Source organism: Candidatus Macondimonas diazotrophica (genome assembly GCF_004684205.1).
Lineage (GTDB): Bacteria > Pseudomonadota > Gammaproteobacteria > UBA5335 > UBA5335 > Macondimonas > Macondimonas diazotrophica.
This window is the reverse complement of record NZ_SRIO01000012.1, coordinates 1-22070: the sequence shown is the minus strand read 5'-3', so window position 1 is coordinate 22070 and position 22070 is coordinate 1. Positions and strand designations below refer to the sequence as shown.

Sequence of the window (22070 nt, the reverse complement as noted above, 5' to 3'; positions counted from 1 at the left end):
GACAGGGTAGAACCATCACGATATCGGTGGAGGCGACGGCTCGGGTGTGAAGCCCTGGATGTCGGCCTGCGCGATCAGTTGGGCGATGTAGCGGGCGATAGCCCGGCGGTGCGCCTGTTCGGTAAGGCGGTCGGCGATGACGCTGCTGACCGCCTCGAACGGCAGGCGTCGGGGTTCGCCGCGCCGGAGCAGCCGGATCAGGTGAAAACCATAGGCGGTCTCCACCGGCGTGGAGATGTCGCCCGGCGCTAGACGCTGCAGCGCGGCTTCGAACGGCGGCGTGGTCTCGCCCGGCCCGAGCTGGCCGAGGCGGCCACCCTCGGCACCCGAGGCGCAGTCGGAGAAACTGCGTGCCAGTTCAGCGAACCGCTCCGGAGCCTGCAGCAGCTGTGCATGGAGCTGATCGGCCTTGGCGCGCGCGGCGGCGAAGGCGTCGGCCTGATCGCGGCGCGCGGCGATCAGGATGTGCTCGGCTTCCTGCAGCAGCGGGGTCATGAAGCGCTCGGGGTGGTCGTCGTAGTGGCGGCGCACCTGCTCGGGTGGGGCTTCGCATGGCGGAACCTCCCGTTCGATCAGGGCGCGGATCAGCGCATCCTCTTCGGTTTCGATGCCGCCCTGGACGTCGGCCTGCGGGGTGGTATCGAGCGCCAGCCGGCGCGCCTGCTGCAGCAGCAGTTCGCGGATGATCAGGGCCCGCGCGGCCTGGTGCCAACTGCTCTCGAACTGATCGCCCGGAAAGTGCTGCATTTCGGCGGCGATGTGGCGCTGGGCGATCGGGTGGTCGTTGACCATCAGCGCCGCCGGTGTGTCGAGTGTCGCCTCAGCCTCAGCCTCAGCCTCAGCCTCAGCCTCAGCCTCAGCCTCAGCCTCAGCCTCGCGGCGGCAGGCCCGGACCGGTGCCGCATCCACACTGTGCAGCGGGATGATCGAATGCCGCGGTGATTCGGATGTGCGGTGACTCATGGCCCGTTCCTCAGGCATTGCGTGGCGGCTGGGTGCGGCGGCGCACGATCTGGTAGCCGGGTCGGCCGAGGTACCAGATCGGCGCACTCCAGATGTGCACCAGCCGAGTGAAGGGGAACAGCAGCAGCAGCGTCAGCCCCAGCAGCAGATGGGCCTTGAAGATCGGATGGACATCGGCGACATAGGTCGCGGCAGCCGGTTGCAGGGTGGCGATGCCCTGGGCCCAGTTCATGAACTTGACCATCTCGTGGCCATCCAGATGGCCGAGGGAGACGAAGATGGTGCAGAGCCCCAGTGTGAGTTGCAGCCAGAGCAGCAGCAGGATGCCGATGTCTCCAACGCTCGAGGTCGCGCGGATGCGCGCATCGAACAGCCGCCGGTGAGCAAGCAGCGTGATGCCGATGAAGCAGACCACGCCCGCCAGGCCACCGACGACGATGGCGAGCATCTGCTTGAGGCCGTGGCTGATGCCGAGCTGGTCGAACAGGGCAATCGGTGTAAGCAGGCCGACGAAGTGGCCCGCCAGAATGGTCAGGATGCCGATATGGAACAGGTTCGATCCCCAGCGTAACTGGCGCTTACGCAGCAGCTGCGAGGAGCCGGTCTTCCAGCTGTACTGTTCGCGGTCGAAGCGCAACAGGCTGCCGAGCAGGAAGACGGTCAGGCAGAGATAGGGATACCAGCCGAACAGGATCATGTTGAAGGTCGCAGACATGGGTGCTTCTCCCTCGGATTCAGCTCTGCCGCGCCCGCCGGGGTACGGCTGACAGGGGAACGCTGGTCACCGTTGCGCCCCCGGATTCACAGACGGTCGCATCGGGATCGAAAATCACCGGTGGCTCCGCCCACTGCGCGTCGAGTTCAGCTGGCAGCTCGGTGTTCAGGTGGACGGTCGTTGCGGTGTGGATCGACTGATCACCGGCCGCGCTGCGAATGGCCCGCAGCAGGCTGGCGTAGCCGCTGCCGCGCGCCCGCAGCCGCTCTTCAAGGGCGGCGAGGATGTGTAGCGTCTCGGCCAGCAGCAATCGGGCCTCGTCGAGTGGTCGGGTCGAGAGGTATTCGAGGAACAGCGGCAGGTAGTCAGGCAGCTCGTTGTTGATCCGCTCCAGTCCGCCCTGTTCGTAGAGCGCAGCCAGATCGACCAGCGCCTGGCCGCGGTCACGACTCTCGCCATGGACATGCTCGAACAGGTGGAGCGACAGCAGGCGGCTCTTGTCGAACAGCGCCACATAGTGTTCCTGCAGATCGATCAGATCGGTCTGCTCGACGAAGCTGCAGAAGTCCTCCAGTTCGGCCAGAACCGGCGGCGCGACCCGCCCTTCAGCCGCGATGAGACCGCGAATTTCGGCCATGGCTGCCTGCAACCCTTCGTCCGGGTAGCAGAGCAGCGCCGACAGGGCTTTGAACGTGGCGCTCATTTCGGTACCTCCCCGGGGTTGTGGGGCTGACTGCCCTGCGCCGGGCTGAACAGTTTCACCGGCGTGAACAGCTCGGCCTTCGAGCTGCCGCCGGAGCAGCCGTTGCCGAAGGAGAAGCCGCAGTTGCCGCGCAGTGCGTAGACATCCTCGTGCGTTTCACGGCGTGTGGTGGGGATGACGAAGCGGTCTTCGTAGTTGGCGATCGCCATGATCCGGTACATCTCCTCGATCACCGCGCCCGACAGGCCGACCCGGGTGGCGATCGACTCATCGATGCGTCCCTCGACACTCTTGGCGCGCATGTAGCCGCGCATCGCCAGCATCCGCTCCAGCGCCAAGGCGACGGGCGCCTCGTCGCCGGCAGTCAGCATGTTGGCGAGGTAGCGCAGCGGAATACGCAGCGAGCGCACATCCGGCAGACCGGCGTCGATGCCGATCTGCCCGGCGGCCGCGGCCGACTGGATCGGCGACAGCGGCGGCACATACCACACCATTGGCAGCGTGCGGTACTCCGGATGCAGCGGGAAGGCGATCTTCCACGCCATCGCCATCTTCCACACCGGTGAGTGGCGGGCCGCCTCCAGCCAGCTCTCGGGGATGCCATCGGCGCGCGCCTGGGCGATCACCGCCGGGTCGTTGGGGTCGAGAAAGAGATCGAGCTGCGCCTGGTAGAGATCGCGTTCTTCAGCCACACTGGCCGCCGCTTCGATGCGGTCGGCGTCGTAGAGCAGCACGCCGAGGTAGCGGATGCGCCCGACGCAGGTCTCGGAGCAGACCGTCGGCTGCCCCGACTCGATGCGCGGGAAGCAGAAGATGCACTTCTCCGATTTGCCGCTCGACCAGTTGTAGTAGATCTTCTTGTAGGGACAGCCGGAGACGCACATCCGCCAGCCACGGCATTTGTCCTGGTCGATCAGCACGATGCCATCTTCCTCGCGCTTGTAGATGGCGCCGGAGGGGCAGGCGGCGACGCAGGCCGGGTTGAGGCAGTGCTCGCACAGTCGCGGCAGGTACATCATGAAGGTGTTCTCGAACTGGCCGTAGATGTCCTTCTGCACCCCCTCGAAGTTGACATCGGCGCTGCGCTTGGCGAACTCGCCGCCGAGAATCTCCTCCCAGTTCGGCCCCCATTCGATCTTCTCCATGCGCTCGCCGGTGATCGCCGAGCGCGGGCGCGCCGTCGGAAAGGCCTGGGACTCGCGGGCGCTCTGCAGGTGTTCGTAGTCGAAGTTGAACGGCTCGTAGTAGTCGTCGATCTCGGGCAGGTCGGGGTTGGCGAAGATGTTCGCCAGCACCCGCCACTTGGCGCCGATGCGCGGCTCGATTCGGCCGTTCGGCTTGCGCCGCCAGCCGCCGTTCCAGCGCTGCTGGTTCTCCCAGTCGCGGGGGTAGCCGATGCCCGGCTTGGATTCGACGTTGTTGAACCAGGCGTACTCGACCCCTTCGCGGCTGGTCCAGACGTTCTTGCAGGTGACCGAACAGGTGTGACAGCCGATGCATTTGTCGAGGTTGAGCACCATGCCGATCTGTGCGCGGATTTTCATCGTGCAACCTCCTCAGGGGTTCCGGGTGTCGAGCGGCGCTTCGAGCCAGTCGACCTTCGCCATCTTGCGGATCACGACAAACTCATCCCGGTTGGAACCGACCGTGCCGTAGTAGTTGAAGCCGTAGGCCTGCTGGGCGTAGCCGCCAATCATGTGCGTCGGTTTGAGTACGGCGCGGGTGCAGGAGTTGTGGATGCCGCCACGCTGGCCGGTGATCTCCGAGCCGGGGGTGTTCACGATCTTCTCCTGCGCGTGGTACATGAACAGCGTCCCCTCGCGGATGCGCTGCGACACCACCGCACGGGCGGTGAGGGCGCCGTTGGCGTTGAAGGCCTCGACCCAGTCGTTGTCGCGGATGCCGGCCTTATGCGCGTCGGTTTCCGAAAGCCACACCACCGGTCCCCCGCGGTTCAGGGTCAGCATCAACAGGTTGTCGGAATAGGTGGAATGGATGCCCCACTTTTGGTGCGGGGTGATGAAGTTGAGCACGATCTCGGCCTCGCCGTTGGGCTTGAGACCCTTCACCCAGGTGGTCTTCAGGTCGAGTGGCGGCTTGTAGAGACACAGCGCCTCGCCGAAGGCGCGCATCCACAGATGGTCCTGATAGAGCTGCTGCCGGCCGCTGAGGGTGCGGAACGGGATCAGCTCGTGGATGTTGGTGTAGCCGGCGTTGTAGCAGACCTTCTCGCTCTCGAGGCCGGACCAGATCGGCGAGGAGATGATCTTGCGCGGCTGGGCCAGCAGGTCGCGAAAGCGGATCTTCTCGTCCTCCTTCGGCAGCGCCAGATGGATGTGTGGACGGCCGGTCTTCTGCTCCAGCGCCTCCCACGCCTTCACCGCGACGGTGCCGTTGGTTTCGGGTGCCAGCGCCAGAATCGCCTCGCAGACATCGATGTCGCGCTCGAGCCGGGCCAGACCTTGGGTCGCCCCTGCCTCTTGCACCGCGCCGTTGATTTGCCGAAGTCGATCGATGTCCTCGCTGGTGTCCCAGGAGAGGCCCTTGCCGGCATTCCCGGCCCGGTCGAGCAGCGGCCCGAGGGCAGTGAAGCGCCGGTAGAGGTTCGGGTAGTCGCGCTCGACCACGCTGATCTGCGGCATGGTCTTGCCGGGAATCGGCTCGCACTCGCCCAGATACCAGTCCTTCACGTCGAGCGCCTGGGCCAGCTCGCCGGCACTGTCGTGCTGGATCGGGCTCAGCACCACATCCTTCTCGACCCCCAGCACCTCGGGCGCGACGGCCGAGAAAGCCTTGGCGATGGCCTTGAAGATCTCCCAGTCCGACTTGCTCTCCCAGGCCGGGTCCACTGCCGCGCCGAGCGGATGGATGAAGGGGTGCATGTCGGAGGTGTTGAGGTCGTTCTTCTCATACCAGGTCGCGGTCGGCAGCACGATGTCGGAGTAGACCGCGGTGGTCGACATGCGAAAATCGAGCGTCACCAGCAGATCGAGCTTGCCCTCGGGGGCCTCGTCGTGCCAGGCGACCTCGCGCGGCTTCTGGCGCCCTTCCTGCCCCAGATCCTTGCCCTGTACGCCGTGGGGGGCGCCCAGCAGGTGCTTGAGGAAGTACTCATGCCCCTTGCCGGAGGAGCCGAGCAGATTGGAGCGCCAGATGAACAGGTTGCGCGGCCAGTTGGCCGGATCATCCGGGTCCATGCAGGAGAGCTCGAGCCGGCGCGACTTCAGTTCGCCGACGGTGTAGGCCACCGGGTCGACCCCGGCTGCTGCGGCCGCCCGCGCCACCGCCAGCGGATTGGTCTTGAGCGCCGGGGTCGAGGGCAGCCAGCCCATCCGTTCGGCGCGGGCGTTGAAATCGATCAGCGATGCATCCCAAGGTCCCGTCGGCGCCGTCGGTGACAGGATCTCGGCGGCACTGACGGTTTCGTAGCGCCACTGGTCGGTGTGGGCGTAGAAGAACGAGGTCGAGTTCTGCTGGCGCGGTGGGCGAATCCAGTCGAGGGCGAAGGCGATCGGCGCCCAGCCGGACTGCGGGCGCAGTTTCTCCTGGCCGACGTAGTGGCTCCAGCCACCGCCGGACTGGCCCACGCAGCCGCACATCACCAGCATGTTGATGACGCCACGGTAGTTCATGTCCATGTGGTACCAGTGGTTCATCGCCGCGCCGATGATGACCATCGACCGGCCATTGGTCTTCTCGGCGTTGTCGGCAAAGCCGCGTGCCACGGCCAGAATCTGCTCGCGCGGCACACTGGTGATCTGCTCGGCCCAGGCCGGCGAGTAGGGTTCGGGGTCGTCGAAATCGCGCGGCATGTGCTCGCCGCCAAAGCCCTGATCGACGCCGTAGTTGGCCAGAAACAGGTCATAGACCGAAGCGACCAGCACCTCGCCCTCTTTCAGCTTCAGCCGCTTGACCGGTATGTTGCGCACCAGCACGTCGGGGTGGTCGGTTGCGGCGAAGCCATTGCTGGCCGCGTTGGCAAAGTAGGGGAAGCGCACCCCCACTACCGTGTCGTGCACCCCCTTGAGGCCGAGGCGCAGCGTGGTGTCGCGGCCGTTGGCGTCTTTTTCTTCGAGGTTCCACTTGCCGGCGTCGTCGCGCCCGTCCGGGCCCCAGCGAAAGCCGATCGAGCCGTTCGGTACCACCACCTCGCCGCTCGACTCATCCAGCGCCACCGTCTTCCATTCAGGGTTGTTGCGCTGGCCCAGCGCATTGTCGAAATCGGAGGCGCGCAGCAGGCGATCGGCGACATGGCTCCCCTCCTGCGGCGCCAGCCGCACCAGCAGCGGCAGGTCGGAATACCGACGCACATAGTCGCGGAAGTAGGGCACCTGCCGGTCGACATGAAACTCTTTCAGGATCACATGGCCGAAGGCCATCGCCAGCGCCGCATCGGTACCCTGCTTCACGGCAACCCACAGGTCAGCGAATTTCGATGCCTCGGAGTAGTCCGGGCAGATGACCACACTCTTGGCGCCCCGGTAGCGCGCCTCGGTGTAGAAGTGGGCATCAGGGGTGCGGGTCTGGGGTACATTCGAGCCCCACAGCATCAGGAAGCCGGAGTTGTACCAGTCCGCGCTCTCGGCAACATCAGTCTGCTCGCCCCAGGTCTGCGGCGAAGCCGGTGGCAGGTCGCAATACCAGTCATAGAATGAGCCGCAGCCGCCGCCCAGCAGCTGCAGGTAGCGCGCTCCGGCGGCATAGGAAATCATCGACATGGCCGGAATCGGCGAGAAGCCGAATACCCGGTCGGGGCCCCAGCGCTTGACGGTGTAGGCGTTGGCGGCACCGATGATTTCGGTGATCTCGTCCCAGCCGGCGCGCACGAAGCCGCCATGGCCGCGGATCGACGTATAGGCGCGCCGCTGCTCGGGGTCCTCGACGATGGCGGCCCAGGCCGCGACCGGCGGCAGCGTCGCCCGCGCGGTGCGCCATGCGCGCAGCAGCCGGCCACGGATCAGCGGATACTTCACTCGCGCGCCGGAGTAGAGATACCAGCTGTAGCTGGCGCCGCGCGGGCAGCCACGCGGCTCGTGGTTGGGCAGCCCCTTGCGGGTGCGCGGATAGTCGGTCTGCTGCGTTTCCCAGGTGACGATGCCCCCCTTGACGTAGATCTTCCACGAGCAGGAGCCGGTGCAGTTCACACCATGGGTGGAGCGCACGATCTTGTCGTGCTGCCAGCGCTTGCGGTAGCCCTCCTCCCAGCTGCGATCCTCCTCGGTCACGATGCCGTGGCCCGCGGAAAAATCACCGACGGTTCTGCGAAAGAAAGTGAGCCGATCGAGAAAGTGCGACATGGTGGTGGCTCCCGGTTACTTGGCCGCGGCCGGTTGAGCCGGTATGGCGCGCCGCTGGCGTTCGAGGTCATGCAGCAGACCGCCCTTGCGGGTGTAGACCCCCCAGGTAAGGACAAGGCAGCTGATATAGAAGATGAGGAAGGCCCACAGCGCGGCCTGCGCGCTGCCGGTCAGGGCGATCGAGGTGCCATAGCTCTTGGGGATGAAGAAGGCGCCGAAGGCCGCGATCGCCGAGGTGAAGCCGGTGATGGCCGCAGCCTCCTTCTCGACCTGTCGCTGACGGGTCTTGGCGTCGGCGTCCGGCATCAGCCGCTGCATCTCCTTGGTCATGATTGCCGGAATCATCTGAAACGTGGAGGCGTTGCCGATCCCGGTGGCGCAGAACAGTGCAAGGAAGCTGGTGAAGAACACCGGGAAGCTCTGCATGTTCAGTCCGTAAAGCACGCCGCCCACGCCGGCCATCATGGCCACGAATACCCAGAACGTCACCCGACCGCCGCCGTACTTGTCCGCCACCCAGCCGGTCAGTGACCGCGACAAGGCGCCGACCAGCGGACCGAGGAAGGCCAGCTGCAGGGCGTTGACCTCGGGAAACTGGGTTTTGGTGAGCAGCGGGAAGGCCGCGGAGTAGCCGATGAAGGAGCCGAAAGTCCCCGTATAGAGCCAGCACATCAGCCAGTTGTGCAGGCGCTGGAAGATCACCGACTGCTCGGAGAACGATGCCTTGGCCGAGGCGATGTCGTTCATGCCGAGCCAGGCCGCGGTGGCGGCAACGGCGATGAAGGGCACCCAGATGAAGCCGGCGTTCTGCAGCCACAGGCTTGTCGTCTCGTCACCCTGGATCGCGACCTGCGACTCACCCCCCAGCGCGCCGAACACACCGGCGGTGATCACCAGTGGCACCAGGAACTGCACCACGCTGACGCCCAGGTTGCCGAGCCCGGCGTTGAGCGCCAGCGCATTGCCCTTCTCCGCCCGCGGGAAGAAGAACGAGATGTTCGACATCGAGGAGGCGAAGTTGCCGCCGCCAAAACCGCACAGCAGGGCCAGCAGCAGGAAGACCCAGTAGGGCGTCTCGGGATTCTGCACGGCAAAGCCGATGCCCACGGCCGGGATCATCAGCGACCAGGTGGTCAGCGTCGTCCATAGCCGCCCGCCGAAGATCGGCACCATGAAGGAGTAGAAGATGCGCAGCGTCGCGCCCGACAGCCCCGGCAGCGCGGCGAGCCAGAACAGCTCGTTGGTGCTGTAGCGAAAGCCGATGACCGGCAGCTTGGCAACCACGACCGACCAGACCATCCAGACCGCGAAGGAGAGCAGCAGACAGGGAATCGACAGCCAGAGGTTGCGGTGGGCAATACGTTTTCCTTCCTGGACCCAGAAGGCATGGTCTTCCGGCCGCCAGTGGGCCAGTACCCGATGAGAGCCCAGAACGCCAACCTGTTTGGCGCCGTGAATCTCTTCCATCTCGGGCAGTTCCGGCAGCTTTCGGAGCACGGGAGCCGCCGCCTCGCGCTCCATGCGCAGGATCGCCAGATGCATCCACACCAACGCGGTCCCCACCAGGACAAACAGCGCCATGAAGCAGCTCGTCCACAGTCCGGTGAGGTCGAGGAGGACGCCGAACAGGATCGGCAGAACGAAGCCGCCCAAACCGCCGATCATGCCGACCAGACCGCCTACCGCGCCCACATGATCCGGGTAGTAGACCGGGATGTGCTTGTAGACCGCTGCCTTGCCCAGCGCCATGAAAAAGCCAAGAACAAAGATGATGACGACGAAACTGGGCAGGCTCATTTCCAGATGGAACGCGAACGTCTCTTGCGCGCCATGCACCCGGTAATCCGTCGGCGGATAGGCGAGCAAGAAGGTCGCAGCGACGGAGACGAGGAAGGTCCAGTACAGTACCCGCCGCGCACCATAGACATCGGACAGATGGCCGCCGTAGGCGCGGAAGAAGCTGGCCGGGATCGAGAACAGGGCCGCGATCAGCCCGGCCGTCTTGATGTCGAGCTGGTACACCTGCGTCAGATAGCGCGGCAGCCAGAGCGCCAGGGCGACGAAGGCCCCGAAGACAAAGAAGTAGTAGAGCGAGAAGCGCCAGACCTGCACGTTCTTCAGCGGCTCCAGTTCGAGCCAGACGCTTTTGGGCTTGACCCCGGTTCGACGACGTTCGACCAGCACCGGATCATCCTGGGTTGTTATCCAGAACAGCACGGCGGTGATCGCCAGCGCCGCTGCCCAGATCTGCGCGACGCTTTGCCATCCAAAGGCAACCAGCACGAAGGGGGCGACCAGCTTGGTGACAGCGGCGCCGATGTTGCCCATGCCGAAAATGCCGAGCGCCGTGCCCTGTTTTTGCGGTGGATACCAGCGAGAGACATAGGCAACGCCAACCGCGAAGGAGCCGCCGGCAATCCCGACACCCAATCCCGCCAACAGGATCTGCGGGTAGGTTTCGGCCTGTGACAGCAGCAGTGTGGCCACGGCAGCGGCGAGCATCGTCAGGGTGAAAACCAGCCGGCCGCCGTAGCGGTCGCTCCAGACCCCCAGCGCCACACGACTGAGCGAGCCGGTCAGAATTGGCATGCCGATCAGCAGGCCGAATTGAGTCTCGCTCAAGCCGAGCTGTTCGCGAATGCCGATTCCAATGATGGAGAAGATGGTCCATACGGCAAAGCAGACGGTAAACGCCAGCGTGCTCGCGCTCAGGATGCGAGTCGATTGGGGATGGGCCTGAGTGTTCATCGTCGGGTTTCCTTGACTTCTGGATGGTTCGACCGACTGAGGCGTGATTCACGATTGGCGTTAAGGTGACAGGGGGCACAGCCGTTCGCATTGATTCATGTCAAATATCGATGTGACATTAGTCACACGTAATATTTGTCGCGTGCCAGAATGACCCAAGGAAAATTCAGCATGCCGATGGCGTAAATCGCCCAGGGCAACCCTTTGGGTGAAGGAGGGGATCGTGACGGAAGAGGTTGAAGCGCAGGCGCTGCCGCTGCTGCGTCAGTTGCCGGAGGCCAGCCGCGAGCGGCTGCTGGCCAGCGCGATTCAGCACCGCGTGGCGGCCGGAACGGTGCTGTTCGAACAGGGCGAATTGCCCAACTTCCAGATCGTGGTGATGTCCGGTTCAGTCCAGCTATTCGGCCGTTCGATTCGAGGCCGTGAGGTGCTGGTGGAAGTGGTGCGCGCACCGGATCTGATCATTCCGGCTGCGGTGGTCACTGCGGCGCCCTATCTGATGCAGGCGCGCGTGCCGGAGCCTTCGCGCTTTCTGCTGATTCCGGCGGCACTGTTCCGCGAGACCCTGCTGCAGGAACCCCTGCTGGCCCATGAGATGATCGACGCGCTGGCGCGGCAATTCCGGCGCATGGTGCGGCAGGTGAAGAATCTGAAGCTCAGGTCGTCGGTGCAACGGGTGGGCTGCTACCTGCTGACCCTATCCAAGCGCCAGGGTACGCCGGCGCAGGCTGTTCTGCCGTATGAAAAAAATCTCATCGCTTCGGAACTCGGCATCACCCGCGAATCGTTTTCGCGCGCGCTCGCGAGCTTGGAGAAGGCCGGCATCGAGGTCGCCGGGCAGACCATCACGATCGTCGATGCCGCGCGGCTGGCCGCCGCCTGCCAGCCTGATCCGCTGATCGACGATGCGGGCAGTGAAGCGACGCGATTCAGCGATGATCCGGCGCGCCCGGCGATCGCTGATCCTGGCGATCCATCCGGGCGCGGATCTTGATCACCGGCTGCTCGCCGGTCTGGAAATCGACGCGGCCATCGGGTTTGATTCGCGACGATCCACGACAGCGCTGGGTGCGATCGCCGAGGCGATCGCGGCCCATGTGGCGGCGCATGATGATCCCAATTGCGCCATGATTCCGTCCGTGAGCGATATCGCTGTCCTGCGCCCGGAACCCGGGAGTTGACTGCCGCGGTGATCGTCTCGGCGCCGGGCGTGGCACGATCCTCATTTTCTCCCGTGTCGGAATACAACCGGCGGCCCGTTCGCGGTCGCTCCGATGGGGAGCGGACGACGGTGGGTGAACAACGACGGGATGCGCTTGTCGATAGGCAAGGGATCGCCGGGAAGCCCGCCCCGCCGGTAGCCGAAGGCGCCGGAGAGCGGGGGATAACACGTCTTTGGAGTGAAGCATGCAGGATGATCGACTCGCGGAACGACCCTGGCACGCGTTGAATGCCGAGGAGGTGCTGCGGGATTTCGACGTGGCATGCGATGACGGGCTGTCGGATTCGGAAGTGCTGCAGCGCCGCGAGCGCTATGGCGACAATCGCCTGGCTGAAACGCCGCCGCGTCCCCTGTGGCTGAAGTTTCTCGACCAGTTCAAGAGCATCCTGGTGCTGATCCTGCTTGGCGCGGCCGTGCTGGCCGGTGCCATCGGGGATCTCAAGGATGCGATCGTGGTCGGTGTGGTCGTGCTGCTCAATGCGACGCTCGGCTTCTTTCAGGAATATCGTGCCGAGGCAGCGCTGGGGGCGCTGAAGAACATGCTTGCACCGAGCGCCCAGGTGCGGCGCGGGGGCGAGGTCAGGGTGGTCGACGCCGACACGCTCGTACCGGGGGACATCCTTCTGCTGGATGCCGGCGACCGCATCCCCGCCGATGCCCGGGTGCTGTTGGCTCATGGCGCCGAAGTGGCTGAGGCCGCGCTGACCGGTGAATCCCAGCCTGTTTCCAAACAGGTCGAGCCGGTGACGGAGCCCTCGGCGCTGGCCGAACGCCGCAGCATGCTGTTCATGAACACGGTGGTGACACGCGGCCGCCTGGAGGCCGTGGTCACGGCTACCGGCATGGCCACGGAGATGGGGCAGCTCGCCGGCATGCTGGCGCGGACCGTCGAGACGCCGACGCCTTTGCAACAACAGCTCGATACGCTGGGCAAGCGACTGGCCACGATTGCCGGGATCGTGGTGGGGTTGATGTTCGTGTTCGGGCTGATGCGCGGAGACGATCTGGGCCAGACCGCCATGACCGCCATCTCGCTCGCCGTGGCGGCGATTCCCGAGGGATTGCCCGCGGTGGTGACGGTGACGCTGGCACTCGGCATGCACCGCATGGCCAAACGCCATGCCATTGCCAAGAAGCTGTCTGCCGTGGAAACGCTGGGCTGCACGACCGTGATCTGCTCGGACAAGACCGGAACACTCACGCTCAATCAGATGAGTGCACGGGTGCTCTATTGCCGGGGCCGGCGTCATGCGGTGACGGGTGACGGGTACGAGGCGGTGGGCGAAATCGAGGCCGGAACCGATCTGGGTCCGATTCTGTTGCCGGCCCTGTTATGCGTGGATGCCAGTGTGCGCGACGGGGCGTTGATCGGCGATCCCACCGAAGGCGCTCTGCTGACTCTTGCGGCCAAGGCGGGACTCGATTCGGAGGTCGCGCTGCGGCTGCCGCGGATCGCCGAGATTCCGTTCGACTCGACGCACAAGTTCATGGCGACCTTCCACGATGAGGGCGAGACGGTACGGATGTGCGTCAAGGGCGCGCCGGACGTGCTGTTCGCCCGTGCGGACCGGTATGTCACCGAGCAAGGCGAGGCGCCGCTGGACGCTGCGGCCCGCGCGGCGTTCGAGCAGGAAAACGATGCGCTGGCCTCGGCAGCCATGCGTGTCCTCGCCCTCGCCAGCCGCCGTATTCCTGCAAACACGTTTGATCCATCCGGCGATCTGATGCCGTGGGCCCAGGCGCTGAATCTGCATGGACTGGTCGGCATCATCGACCCCCCGCGCCCGGAAGCGCAGGCGGCCATCGCCACCTGCCAGGCCGCGGGCATCGAGGTGAAGATGATCACCGGCGATCACCGCGTGACGGCGGCGGCGATTGCCCAGGAACTGGGGCTTTCCGGCGAGGCCCACGAAGGGCGGGAGCTGGACGGCTTGAGTTCCGAACAGATCACGGATCTGGTGGAAAAAAGTGCCGTGTTTGCGCGGGTCGCACCCAAGCACAAGTTGCGCATCGTCGAGGCGCTCAAGGCGCACGGGCACGTCGTGGCAATGACCGGTGATGGCGTCAACGACGCACCGGCCCTGAAGGCAGCGGATATCGGAGTGGCCATGGGCATCACCGGGACTGAGGTGACCCAGGAAGCGGCGACTCTGGTGCTGACCGATGACAACTTCGCGTCCATCGTGCGCGCCGTGGAGGAGGGGCGCACCATCTACGAGAACATCGTCAAATTCGTCCGTTTCCAGCTTTCCACCAACATCGGCGCCATTCTCACCGTGCTGGGTGCGCCGTTCCTGGGCTTCGCCACGCCGTTTACGGCCATCCAGATTCTCTGGGTCAACCTGATCATGGACGGCCCGCCTGCGATGACCCTGGGTGTGGAGCCGGCGCGGCCGGGCATCATGCAGGATCGCCCGCGCCCCGCCGGTGCAGCCATACTGACCGGGCAGCGGTTGTGGCGGATCATGCTCTATGGCGTGACGATGGCAGCCGGAACGCTGGGCGCCTACGCTTGGGGCCTCGCCCAAGTCGGGCGCGACTATGCGGTGACCCTGGCGTTCACCACCTTCGTCCTGTTCCAGTTCTTCAATGTCTTCAACGCCCGTGCCGAACACCGCAGTGCGTTCAATCGCCAGTTCGTTGCCAACGGCCGGTTGTGGTTGGCGCTGGCGGGCGTCATCGGGCTGCAGATCGTGGCGGTGCACTGGGGTCCGGCACAGGACATCTTCGATACGGTCGATCTGGCGCCGGATGACTGGCTGCGCGCGCTGAGCATCGCTTCGAGCGTGCTGGTACTTGAAGAGGCACGCAAGCTCATTCTCGCGGGTATGCGGCGCCTCCGGCGCGGCGCGCCATCCGGTGGGTTCCCGAATGGGTCGCCGTAACCTCGGCCAGACTAGGATGACGCTGGGCGAACGGGTCAGCACGATGCATCGTCGCGGCCCGGACCGATGGGTTTCATCGATACGCCGCATTTCATGCAGGGAGGACGCTTTGTGAACGACCACGACCCCGGGTCAGCAGCCGACCCATCAATGTCTCCCGCGCCGGCGGACGGTCGAGCCGATGTCATCGGTCCGAATGTGGCCGGAACGCTTGATGCGCTGTTCCGGGAGCGCGTCCGGCGCATGCCCGAGGCCATCGCCTATCGTGCCTTCGATGCTGCCCAGGGCGAGTGGCGCGAATACCGCTGGGCCGAGATGGCCGGCAGGGTCGGGCAGTGGCAGTCGGCGCTGGTGGCGGAAGGTCTGCTGCCCGGTGAGCGCATTGCCATTGCATTGCCCAATGGGCCCGACTGGGTGTGCGTGGATCAGGCCGCGCTCGGGCTCGGACTGGTGGATGTCCCGCTCTACGTCGATGATCGCCCCGAGAACGTCGCGTTTTTGCTCGCGAATTCCGGTGCGCGGTTGCTGGTGATCGATACCCTGGCGCGGTGGCAGTCGCTGGCGTCGGCAGTAGCGGCGGTGGCCACGCTGGAACGGGTGGTCGTCCTGGGGCCGCTGGACGCGGGAAGCGATCCGCTTCTGGTGGCAGCCGACCGGTGGTTGCCGCCCGGCCACCATGAGCTGCGCACATCGGCCGCTGCGCCCGATGATCTGGCGACGCTGGTCTATACCTCCGGGACCACCGGCCGGCCCAAGGGGGTCCTGTTGAGCCACCGCAATATCCTGTCGGTCGCCCATGCGGCGCTGCAGCGGGTGCAGGCCTATCCGGACGATGTGTTTTTGTCGTTTCTGCCGCTGGCGCACCTGTTCGAGCGCACGGCCGGCTATTACCTGCCGATGATGGCCGGCGCCACCGTAGCGCATGCCCGGGGCGTTCTGCAGCTGGCCGAAGACCTGCAGACGATCCGGCCTACCGCGCTGATCGCGGTGCCGCGCGTTTTCGAAACCCTCCATGCCCGACTGCAACGGGAATTGCAGCGCAGCGGCTGGCTGGCCCGGCGGATTTTTTCGCTGGCGGTCCGAACCGGTTGGCAATACGATCGCTATCGCCAGCACAAGCGATCTCGTCCGGCCAGCGCGGTGCTTTGGCCCGTGTTGTCGCGCCGCGTTGCCAGCCGGTTGCATGCGCGGCTGGGCGGGCGTCTGCGCGTGGCGGTCAGTGGCGGCGCCGCATTGCCGCCGGCCATTGCGCGCACCTTCATCGGGCTCGGGCTGCCGGTGCTGCAAGGGTACGGCCTCACGGAGGCGAGCCCGGTGGTCAGCGTGAACGCGCTGGACGACAACGAGCCGGCGAGCGTCGGTCCACCCCTGCCCGGCGTCGAGGTGCGCTTCGGCGCGCAGGACGAACTGCTGGTCCGCGGTCCCAATGTGATGAAAGGCTATTGGCAGAATCCCAGTGCCACCGCAGCGGCCATCGATCCCGATGGCTGGCTGCACACCAACGATCGGGGCGGCTTCGATGCGGCGGGCCGGATCTGTATCACCGGACGGCTCAACGAGATCATCGTGATGTCCAATGGCGAGAAGGTCTCGCCCGAAGACCTGGAAATGGCAATCCGGATGGATCCCTGGGTCGAACAATGCATGGTCGTGGGTGAGGGCGAGCCCTTTCTGGCTGCGTTGGTGGTGGTGGCGCACGGCCCGTGGACCCAGTTTGCCAAATCGCATGATCTGGATGCGGCAAATCCGGCGAGCCTGGCTCATCCCCGGTTGCAGCGGGTCTTGCTCAAGCATCTCAACGCCCAATTGAGCGCATTTCCGAAATACGCCCGGATTCGCCGCGTCCATGCCCTGCGCGAGCCATGGACGCTGGAGAACGGGCTGATGACGCCGACGCTCAAGATTCGCCGCAAGGTGCTCCTGCAACGCTATGCCGGGCCGATTCGGGCGTTCTATGATCGGCATCCGACCGAAAGCACCTGATGCGTGTCTCGGCGCGGCGTCGATGGGTGTGAATGAGGTCAGATATGCCAACGTCCGAACCGCCATGGAGCGAGCCGCATACCGCCGATGCCCCTGGGCGGTCCGGTATCGCGCCAACCTGGACCAGCAGCGCCAAGGACGCGGTCGGCTGTTCCCTGGCCCGTCGCGACTCTGGTTTACCACCGGCTTCGGCATCGTCAACGAGGTTTACGATCCGCGCATCGACATCCCGCAGATCCGCGATCTGGGCTTCATCGTGGCCGATGGCAAGGGTTTCGGGTCAGAGGTCAAGCGGCTGGAGAATTATCGGGTGAATTTCGTGGCGCCCGGGATGGCTGCCTTCGACATCTGCCATGAGCATTCGCGCTACCGCCTGCACCCGCGCATCTCACCCGATCCGCGTCGCGACGTCCTGGCGCTGGAGGGCGATGAGGATCTGCGAGCCTATGGGTTGCTCGCACCACCCGCCCGACTGAACCGGTCATCCCGCTCACGGATCGCGCCGTGCGTCTGCGGGGCCGCTGCGCTGTGGGACGGGCTTGATATCGGTCATCACGGTCCCCATCTCCGTTGGCAGAATGAGGGCGGTACCGCCCAATCGAATTTACGGGGAATTGCCATATGCGAATGGACAAACTGACCAACAAGTTTCAGATGGCGCTGGCCGATGCCCAGTCGCTCGCGGTCGGGCGCGATCACAACTATATCGAACCGGTTCATCTGCTTCTGGCGCTGCTCGACCAGCAGGGCGGCAGCGTGCGGCCGCTGCTGTCGGCCGCCGGAGTGAATGTGAACGCGCTGCGGGCAGAGCTCGGCCAGGCGCTGGAACAGCTGCCCCGGGTGCAAGGCGCTTCGGCTGGCGAGGTGCATGTTTCCAACGATCTGGGCCGCCAACTCAACCTGGCGGACAAGCTCGCCCAGCAGCGCAAGGACCAGTACATCAGCAGCGATCTGTATCTGCTCGCCGTGCTCGAGGACAAAGGCCCGGCCAAGGACTTGTTGCAGCGCCATGGCGCCTCGAAGACGACCCTCGAACAGGCCATCGCCCAGGTGCGCGGTGGCGAGAGCGTGAGCGATCCCAATGCCGAGGAAGCGCGTCAGGCGCTGGACAAATACACCATCGATCTCACCGAGCGCGCTGAACAGGGCAAGCTCGATCCGGTGATCGGCCGGGACGACGAAATCCGCCGCACCATTCAGGTCCTCTCGCGCCGCACGAAGAACAACCCGGTGCTGATCGGCGAGCCCGGCGTGGGCAAGACCGCCATCGTCGAGGGCCTCGCCCAGCGCATCGTCAACGGCGAGGTGCCCGAGGGGCTCAAAGACAAGCGTCTGCTGGCCCTGGACATGGCGGCGCTGATCGCCGGCGCCAAGTACCGCGGCGAGTTCGAGGAACGCCTGAAAGCCGTGCTCAACGAGCTGGGCAAGCAGGAAGGGCGCATCATTCTCTTTATCGATGAAATCCACACCATCGTCGGCGCCGGCAAGGCCGAGGGCGCGATGGACGCGGGCAACATGCTCAAACCCGCGCTGGCGCGCGGCGAGCTGCACTGCATCGGCGCGACCACGCTCGATGAGTACCGCCAGTACATCGAAAAGGACGCGGCGCTCGAGCGGCGCTTCCAGAAAGTGCTGGTCGATCAGCCGAGCGTGGCGGACACCATCGCCATCCTGCGCGGCCTGAAGGAAAAGTACGAAGTCCATCACGGTGTGGAAATCACCGACCCGGCCATCGTCGCGGCGGCGACCCTGTCGCACCGCTACATTACCGACCGGCAGCTGCCCGACAAGGCCATCGACCTCATCGACGAGGCCGCCAGCCGCATCCGCATGGAAATCGATTCCAAGCCCGAGGAAATGGACCGGCTGGAGCGCCGGCTGATCCAGCTCAAGATCGAGCGCGAGGCGCTCAAGAAGGAATCCGACGAGGCCTCGCGCAAGCGCCTGGCCGATCTGCAGGAGCAGATCGAGCGGCTGGAGCGCGAGTACGCGGACCTCGAGGAGGTCTGGAAGGCGGAGAAGGCGACCTTGCAGGGTAGCCAGCACGTGAAGGAGGAACTCGACCGGGCCCGCATCGAGCTGGAAACGGCGCGCCGGGCCGGGGATCTCAACCGCATGTCCGAACTCCAGTACGGGCGTATTCCCGAGCTCGAAAAGCAGCTCGGCGAAGCCGGTCAGGCCGAGCAGCAGGAGATGACCCTGTTGCGCAACAAGGTCACCGACGAGGAGATTGCCGAAGTCGTTTCCAAATGGACCGGGATTCCGGTGTCCAAGATGCTCGAAGGCGAGCGCGAGAAGCTGCTGCGCATGGAAGAGGCCTTGCACCAGCGCGTGATCGGCCAGGACGAGGCGGTGCGCTCGGTCTCCGACGCCATCCGCCGCGCACGGGCCGGACTCGCCGACCCCAACCGGCCCAACGGCAGCTTCCTGTTTCTGGGGCCCACCGGCGTGGGCAAGACCGAGCTGACCAAGTCGCTGGCGCAGTTCCTGTTCGATTCGGCCGATGCGATGGTGCGCATCGACATGTCCGAGTTCATGGAAAAGCATTCGGTGGCGCGGCTGATCGGCGCGCCTCCGGGCTATGTGGGCTACGAGGAAGGCGGCTATCTCACCGAGGCGGTGCGCCGCAAGCCGTATTCCGTGATCCTGCTCGATGAGGTCGAAAAAGCCCATCCCGACGTGTTCAACGTGCTGCTGCAGGTGCTCGACGACGGGCGGCTCACCGACGGGCAGGGTCGCACGGTGGACTTCCGCAACACCGTGATCGTGATGACCTCGAATCTGGGTTCCCAGATGATTCAGGAGATGGCCGGCGAGGAAAACTATGCGCGCATGAAAGCCGCGGTGATGGAGGTCGTGGGGCAGCACTTCCGGCCCGAGTTCCTGAACCGCATCGACGAGGTGGTGGTGTTCCACCCGCTCGGCCGCGAGCACATCCGGCGCATCGTCGATCTGCAGGTCGAGATCCTGCGGCAGCGTCTGGCCGCGCGCGAGATCGGTCTGGTGCTGACCGATGCCGCGCTCGATTGGCTGGGCGAGGTGGGTTATGACCCCGTCTACGGCGCCCGGCCGCTCAAGCGGGCGTTGCAGCAGCACCTGGAAAATGCGCTGGCTCGCGATCTGCTGCAAGGGCGGTTCGCACCCGAGGACACCATCGCGGTCGACCGCGAGGCCGATCATCTGGTCTTTCGCTCCAGCGCGCACTGAGGGCGATATAATGGCGCGTTTCGTCGGCGCGCCTTGAAATGGCCCGTGGCGTCCCCATGCTGTGTGCGTCCCGGCCGGTGATCCGGCTGAGACGCCGTCGGGGCTGGCCCGGCCAGCTCCGGCATGTCCGTTCCCGCGAATCCATGACAGTGTGAGGATGCCATGCCCATCTATGAATACCAGTGCCAGGCGTGCGGACATCGCCTGGAAAGCCTGCAGAAGATCAGCGAAGACCCACTCAAGGACTGCCCCGCCTGCGGCAAGCCGGCGCTGAATCGGCTGGTGTCCGCGGCCGGATTCCGACTCAAGGGCGGCGGCTGGTACGAAACCGACTTCAAGAGCGGCAACAAGCGCAACGTCGCCGAGTCATCGAGTTCCGCCAATGCGGCTTCCGCCTCAGGATCCGCTTCATCCTCCAGCGACAGCGGAAGCAGCACCTCGAGCAGCACCACGAGTGCCTCAAGCGACTGAAACAGCCCTTGCCGGGTTCCGGCTGCTTGCCTAACATGCCCCCACCCGCCGGTGCGCGCGGATCCGGATCTGGATTCGCCCGCGCCGCTTTTTCCGATCCGGCTTTTGCCGCCTTGCCGCTTGGATAGTCGACATGCGTAGTCATTACTGTGGAACCCTGAACGCCGATCTCATCGACCAGGACGTGGAACTGGCCGGCTGGGTGCACCGGCGGCGCGATCATGGCGGGGTGATCTTCATCGACTTGCGCGATCGGGAAGGCCTGGCCCAGATCGTCTGCCATCCGGACGATGCCGAGGTGTTTGCGGCCGCCGAAGCGGTGCGCAGTGAATACGTGCTGCGCATTCGCGGCCGGGTACGGCGCCGGCCGGCTGGCACCGAAAACCCGCGTCTGCCGACGGGCGCCGTCGAGGTAGTGGCGGCGTCGCTGGACGTCCTCAATACCGCCCAGACTCCGCCGTTCCAGCTCGACGAGGACGAGGTCGGCGAGGACGTGCGCCTGCGTTATCGCTACATCGACCTGCGCCGCCCCGCCATGCTGGAGCATCTCAAGCTGCGCGCGCGAGTCACCAGCTTTTTGCGCAACCACCTGGATCGCAACGGTTTCATGGACGTGGAAACACCCATGTTGACCCGCGCCACGCCGGAAGGTGCGCGCGATTACCTGGTGCCCAGCCGTACCCATCCGGGTCAGTTCTTTGCGCTGCCGCAGTCGCCGCAGCTCTTCAAGCAGTTGCTGATGATGGGCGGCATCGATCGCTACTACCAGATCGTGCGCTGCTTCCGCGACGAGGATCTGCGCGCCGACCGCCAGCCCGAGTTCACCCAGGTCGACATCGAGACCTCCTTCCTGGACGAGGAAGGCATCATGGCGCTCATGGAAGGCATGATCCGCGAGCTGTTCGCCGAGGTGCTGGACGTCGCGCTGCCCGATCCCTTCCCGCGCATGACCCACGCCGAGGCCATGGCCCGCTACGGCTCGGACAAGCCGGATCTGCGCATTGCGCTCGAGCTGACCGAAGTGGCCGACCTCTTGGCCGAGGTGGATTTCAAGGTGTTCGCCGGGCCGGCCAGCGATCCGGACGGGCGTGTGGCGGCGCTGCGTGTGCCGGGCGGCGGGCGGCTGTCGCGCAAGGATATCGACGGCTACACCGAACTGGTCGGCCGATACGGCGCCAAGGGCCTGGCTTACATCAAGGTCAACGAGCGCGCTGCCGGTCTTGCCGGCCTGCAGTCGCCGATCGTGAAGTTCCTGCCCGAGGCGGCGATCACCGCCGTGCTCGATCGCTGCGGCGCCCAGGACGGGGATCTGGTGTTCTTCGGCGCCGACAAGGCGCCCATCGTCAGCGAAGCCCTGGGCGCGCTGCGTTTGCGGCTGGGGCAGGATCTTGGCTTGGTCGCCGAAGGCTGGCGGCCCCTGTGGGTGGTGGATTTCCCCATGTTCGAATGGGACGCGGAGGCCAAACGCTTCGTGGCCCTGCACCATCCCTTCACCGCGCCGCGGGTGGATGACGCCGCGGCGCTCACGGCCGACCCCGGCCGGGCGGTCTCGCGCGCCTACGACATGGTGCTCAACGGCACCGAACTCGGCGGCGGCTCGGTGCGCATCCATCGCCAGGACATGCAGCAGGCCGTGTTCGACCTGCTCGGCATCGGGCGCGAGGAAGCCGAGGAAAAATTCGGCTTTCTGCTCGACGCGCTCAAGTACGGCTGTCCGCCGCACGGCGGGCTGGCCTTTGGCCTCGACCGCCTCGTCATGCTCATGGCCGGAGCCAAGAGCATCCGCGACGTCATCGCCTTCCCCAAGACCCAGACCGCGAGCTGCCCGCTCACCCGCGCGCCGGGACCGGCCAGCGACGCGCAACTTCGCGAGCTC

General features: G+C 65.5%; 14 protein-coding genes. 8 read left to right on the top strand and 6 right to left on the bottom strand.

Features of this window, described 5'->3' with window-relative positions:
• Window positions 1–15: 15 nt before the first annotated feature.
• The 6 genes from E4680_RS09560 to E4680_RS09535 are packed head-to-tail and all read right to left on the bottom strand — an operon-like array spanning window position 16 to window position 10426.
• On the bottom strand, window positions 16–963 hold the full coding sequence (locus tag E4680_RS09560) for a peptidylprolyl isomerase (RefSeq protein WP_167792465.1): 948 nt from the start codon (window positions 961–963) through the stop codon (window positions 16–18).
• Between the two features lie 10 nt (window positions 964–973).
• Complete coding sequence (gene narI, locus E4680_RS09555; protein WP_135282187.1) at window positions 974–1678, bottom strand: respiratory nitrate reductase subunit gamma; 705 nt, start codon at window positions 1676–1678, stop codon at window positions 974–976.
• A 19-nt stretch (window positions 1679–1697) separates the two neighbouring features.
• Complete coding sequence (gene narJ / locus E4680_RS09550) at window positions 1698–2381, bottom strand: nitrate reductase molybdenum cofactor assembly chaperone (protein ID WP_135282186.1); 684 nt, start codon at window positions 2379–2381, stop codon at window positions 1698–1700.
• Complete coding sequence (narH, locus tag E4680_RS09545; protein ID WP_135282185.1) at window positions 2378–3925, bottom strand: nitrate reductase subunit beta; 1548 nt, start codon at window positions 3923–3925, stop codon at window positions 2378–2380. The genes narJ and narH overlap by 4 nt, the downstream gene beginning before the upstream one ends.
• A 12-nt stretch (window positions 3926–3937) precedes the next feature.
• A complete protein-coding gene (locus E4680_RS09540) occupies window positions 3938–7678 on the bottom strand; it encodes a nitrate reductase subunit alpha (RefSeq protein ID WP_135282184.1) in 3741 nt (1246 codons plus the stop codon).
• A 15-nt stretch (window positions 7679–7693) separates the two neighbouring features.
• Entirely contained in the window at window positions 7694–10426 is a 2733-nt protein-coding gene (locus E4680_RS09535; RefSeq protein WP_135282183.1) for a nitrate/nitrite transporter, read from the bottom strand.
• 223 nt (window positions 10427–10649) lie between these two features.
• Here E4680_RS09535 and E4680_RS09530 point away from each other — a divergent pair, with 223 nt between their 5' ends.
• The 8 genes from E4680_RS09530 to aspS all read left to right on the top strand — a co-directional run.
• Window positions 10650–11420, top strand: coding sequence for a helix-turn-helix domain-containing protein (locus E4680_RS09530; protein WP_135282182.1), 771 nt, complete (start codon window positions 10650–10652; stop codon window positions 11418–11420).
• On the top strand, window positions 11362–11607 hold the full coding sequence (locus E4680_RS09525) for a hypothetical protein (RefSeq protein ID WP_135282181.1): 246 nt from the start codon (window positions 11362–11364) through the stop codon (window positions 11605–11607). The genes E4680_RS09530 and E4680_RS09525 overlap by 59 nt, the downstream gene beginning before the upstream one ends.
• A 226-nt stretch (window positions 11608–11833) precedes the next feature.
• Entirely contained in the window at window positions 11834–14533 is a 2700-nt protein-coding gene (locus E4680_RS09520; RefSeq protein ID WP_135282180.1) for a cation-translocating P-type ATPase, read from the top strand.
• A 150-nt stretch (window positions 14534–14683) separates the two neighbouring features.
• On the top strand, window positions 14684–16516 hold the full coding sequence (locus E4680_RS09515) for an AMP-dependent synthetase/ligase (RefSeq protein WP_135282179.1): 1833 nt from the start codon (window positions 14684–14686) through the stop codon (window positions 16514–16516).
• Window positions 16517–16580: 64 nt separating this feature from the next.
• On the top strand, window positions 16581–17156 hold the full coding sequence (locus E4680_RS09510; RefSeq protein ID WP_205688878.1) for a hypothetical protein: 576 nt from the start codon (window positions 16581–16583) through the stop codon (window positions 17154–17156).
• Window positions 17144–19723: an ATP-dependent chaperone ClpB gene (gene clpB / locus E4680_RS09505; protein ID WP_205688884.1), complete on the top strand. Its 2580-nt coding sequence runs from the start codon at window positions 17144–17146 to the stop codon at window positions 19721–19723. Before E4680_RS09510 ends, clpB begins: the two co-directional genes overlap by 13 nt.
• A gap of 162 nt (window positions 19724–19885) precedes the next feature.
• A complete protein-coding gene (locus tag E4680_RS09500) occupies window positions 19886–20194 on the top strand; it encodes an FmdB family zinc ribbon protein (protein ID WP_135282177.1) in 309 nt (102 codons plus the stop codon).
• 133 nt (window positions 20195–20327) lie between these two features.
• A partial coding sequence (gene aspS, locus E4680_RS09495; protein ID WP_135282176.1) for an aspartate--tRNA ligase occupies window positions 20328–22070 on the top strand: 1743 nt, incomplete at its 3' end.

What these genes read in the sequence shown, in the direction of transcription:
- E4680_RS09520 (WP_135282180.1), top strand. Translation starts at nt 11,834, where the DNA reads ATGCAGGATGATCGACTCGCGGAACGACCCTGGCACGCGTTGAATGCC.
- E4680_RS09525 (WP_135282181.1), top strand. Translation starts at nt 11,362, where the DNA reads ATGATCCGGCGCGCCCGGCGATCGCTGATCCTGGCGATCCATCCGGGC.
- narI (WP_135282187.1), bottom strand. Translation starts at nt 1,678, where the DNA reads ATGTCTGCGACCTTCAACATGATCCTGTTCGGCTGGTATCCCTATCTC.
- E4680_RS09560 (WP_167792465.1), bottom strand. Translation starts at nt 963, where the DNA reads ATGAGTCACCGCACATCCGAATCACCGCGGCATTCGATCATCCCGCTG.
- E4680_RS09515 (WP_135282179.1), top strand. Translation starts at nt 14,684, where the DNA reads ATGTCTCCCGCGCCGGCGGACGGTCGAGCCGATGTCATCGGTCCGAAT.
- E4680_RS09500 (WP_135282177.1), top strand. Translation starts at nt 19,886, where the DNA reads ATGCCCATCTATGAATACCAGTGCCAGGCGTGCGGACATCGCCTGGAA.
- E4680_RS09540 (WP_135282184.1), bottom strand. Translation starts at nt 7,678, where the DNA reads ATGTCGCACTTTCTCGATCGGCTCACTTTCTTTCGCAGAACCGTCGGT.
- narJ (WP_135282186.1), bottom strand. Translation starts at nt 2,381, where the DNA reads ATGAGCGCCACGTTCAAAGCCCTGTCGGCGCTGCTCTGCTACCCGGAC.
- narH (WP_135282185.1), bottom strand. Translation starts at nt 3,925, where the DNA reads ATGAAAATCCGCGCACAGATCGGCATGGTGCTCAACCTCGACAAATGC.
- clpB (WP_205688884.1), top strand. Translation starts at nt 17,144, where the DNA reads ATGGACAAACTGACCAACAAGTTTCAGATGGCGCTGGCCGATGCCCAG.
- E4680_RS09535 (WP_135282183.1), bottom strand. Translation starts at nt 10,426, where the DNA reads ATGAACACTCAGGCCCATCCCCAATCGACTCGCATCCTGAGCGCGAGC.
- E4680_RS09510 (WP_205688878.1), top strand. Translation starts at nt 16,581, where the DNA reads ATGGAGCGAGCCGCATACCGCCGATGCCCCTGGGCGGTCCGGTATCGC.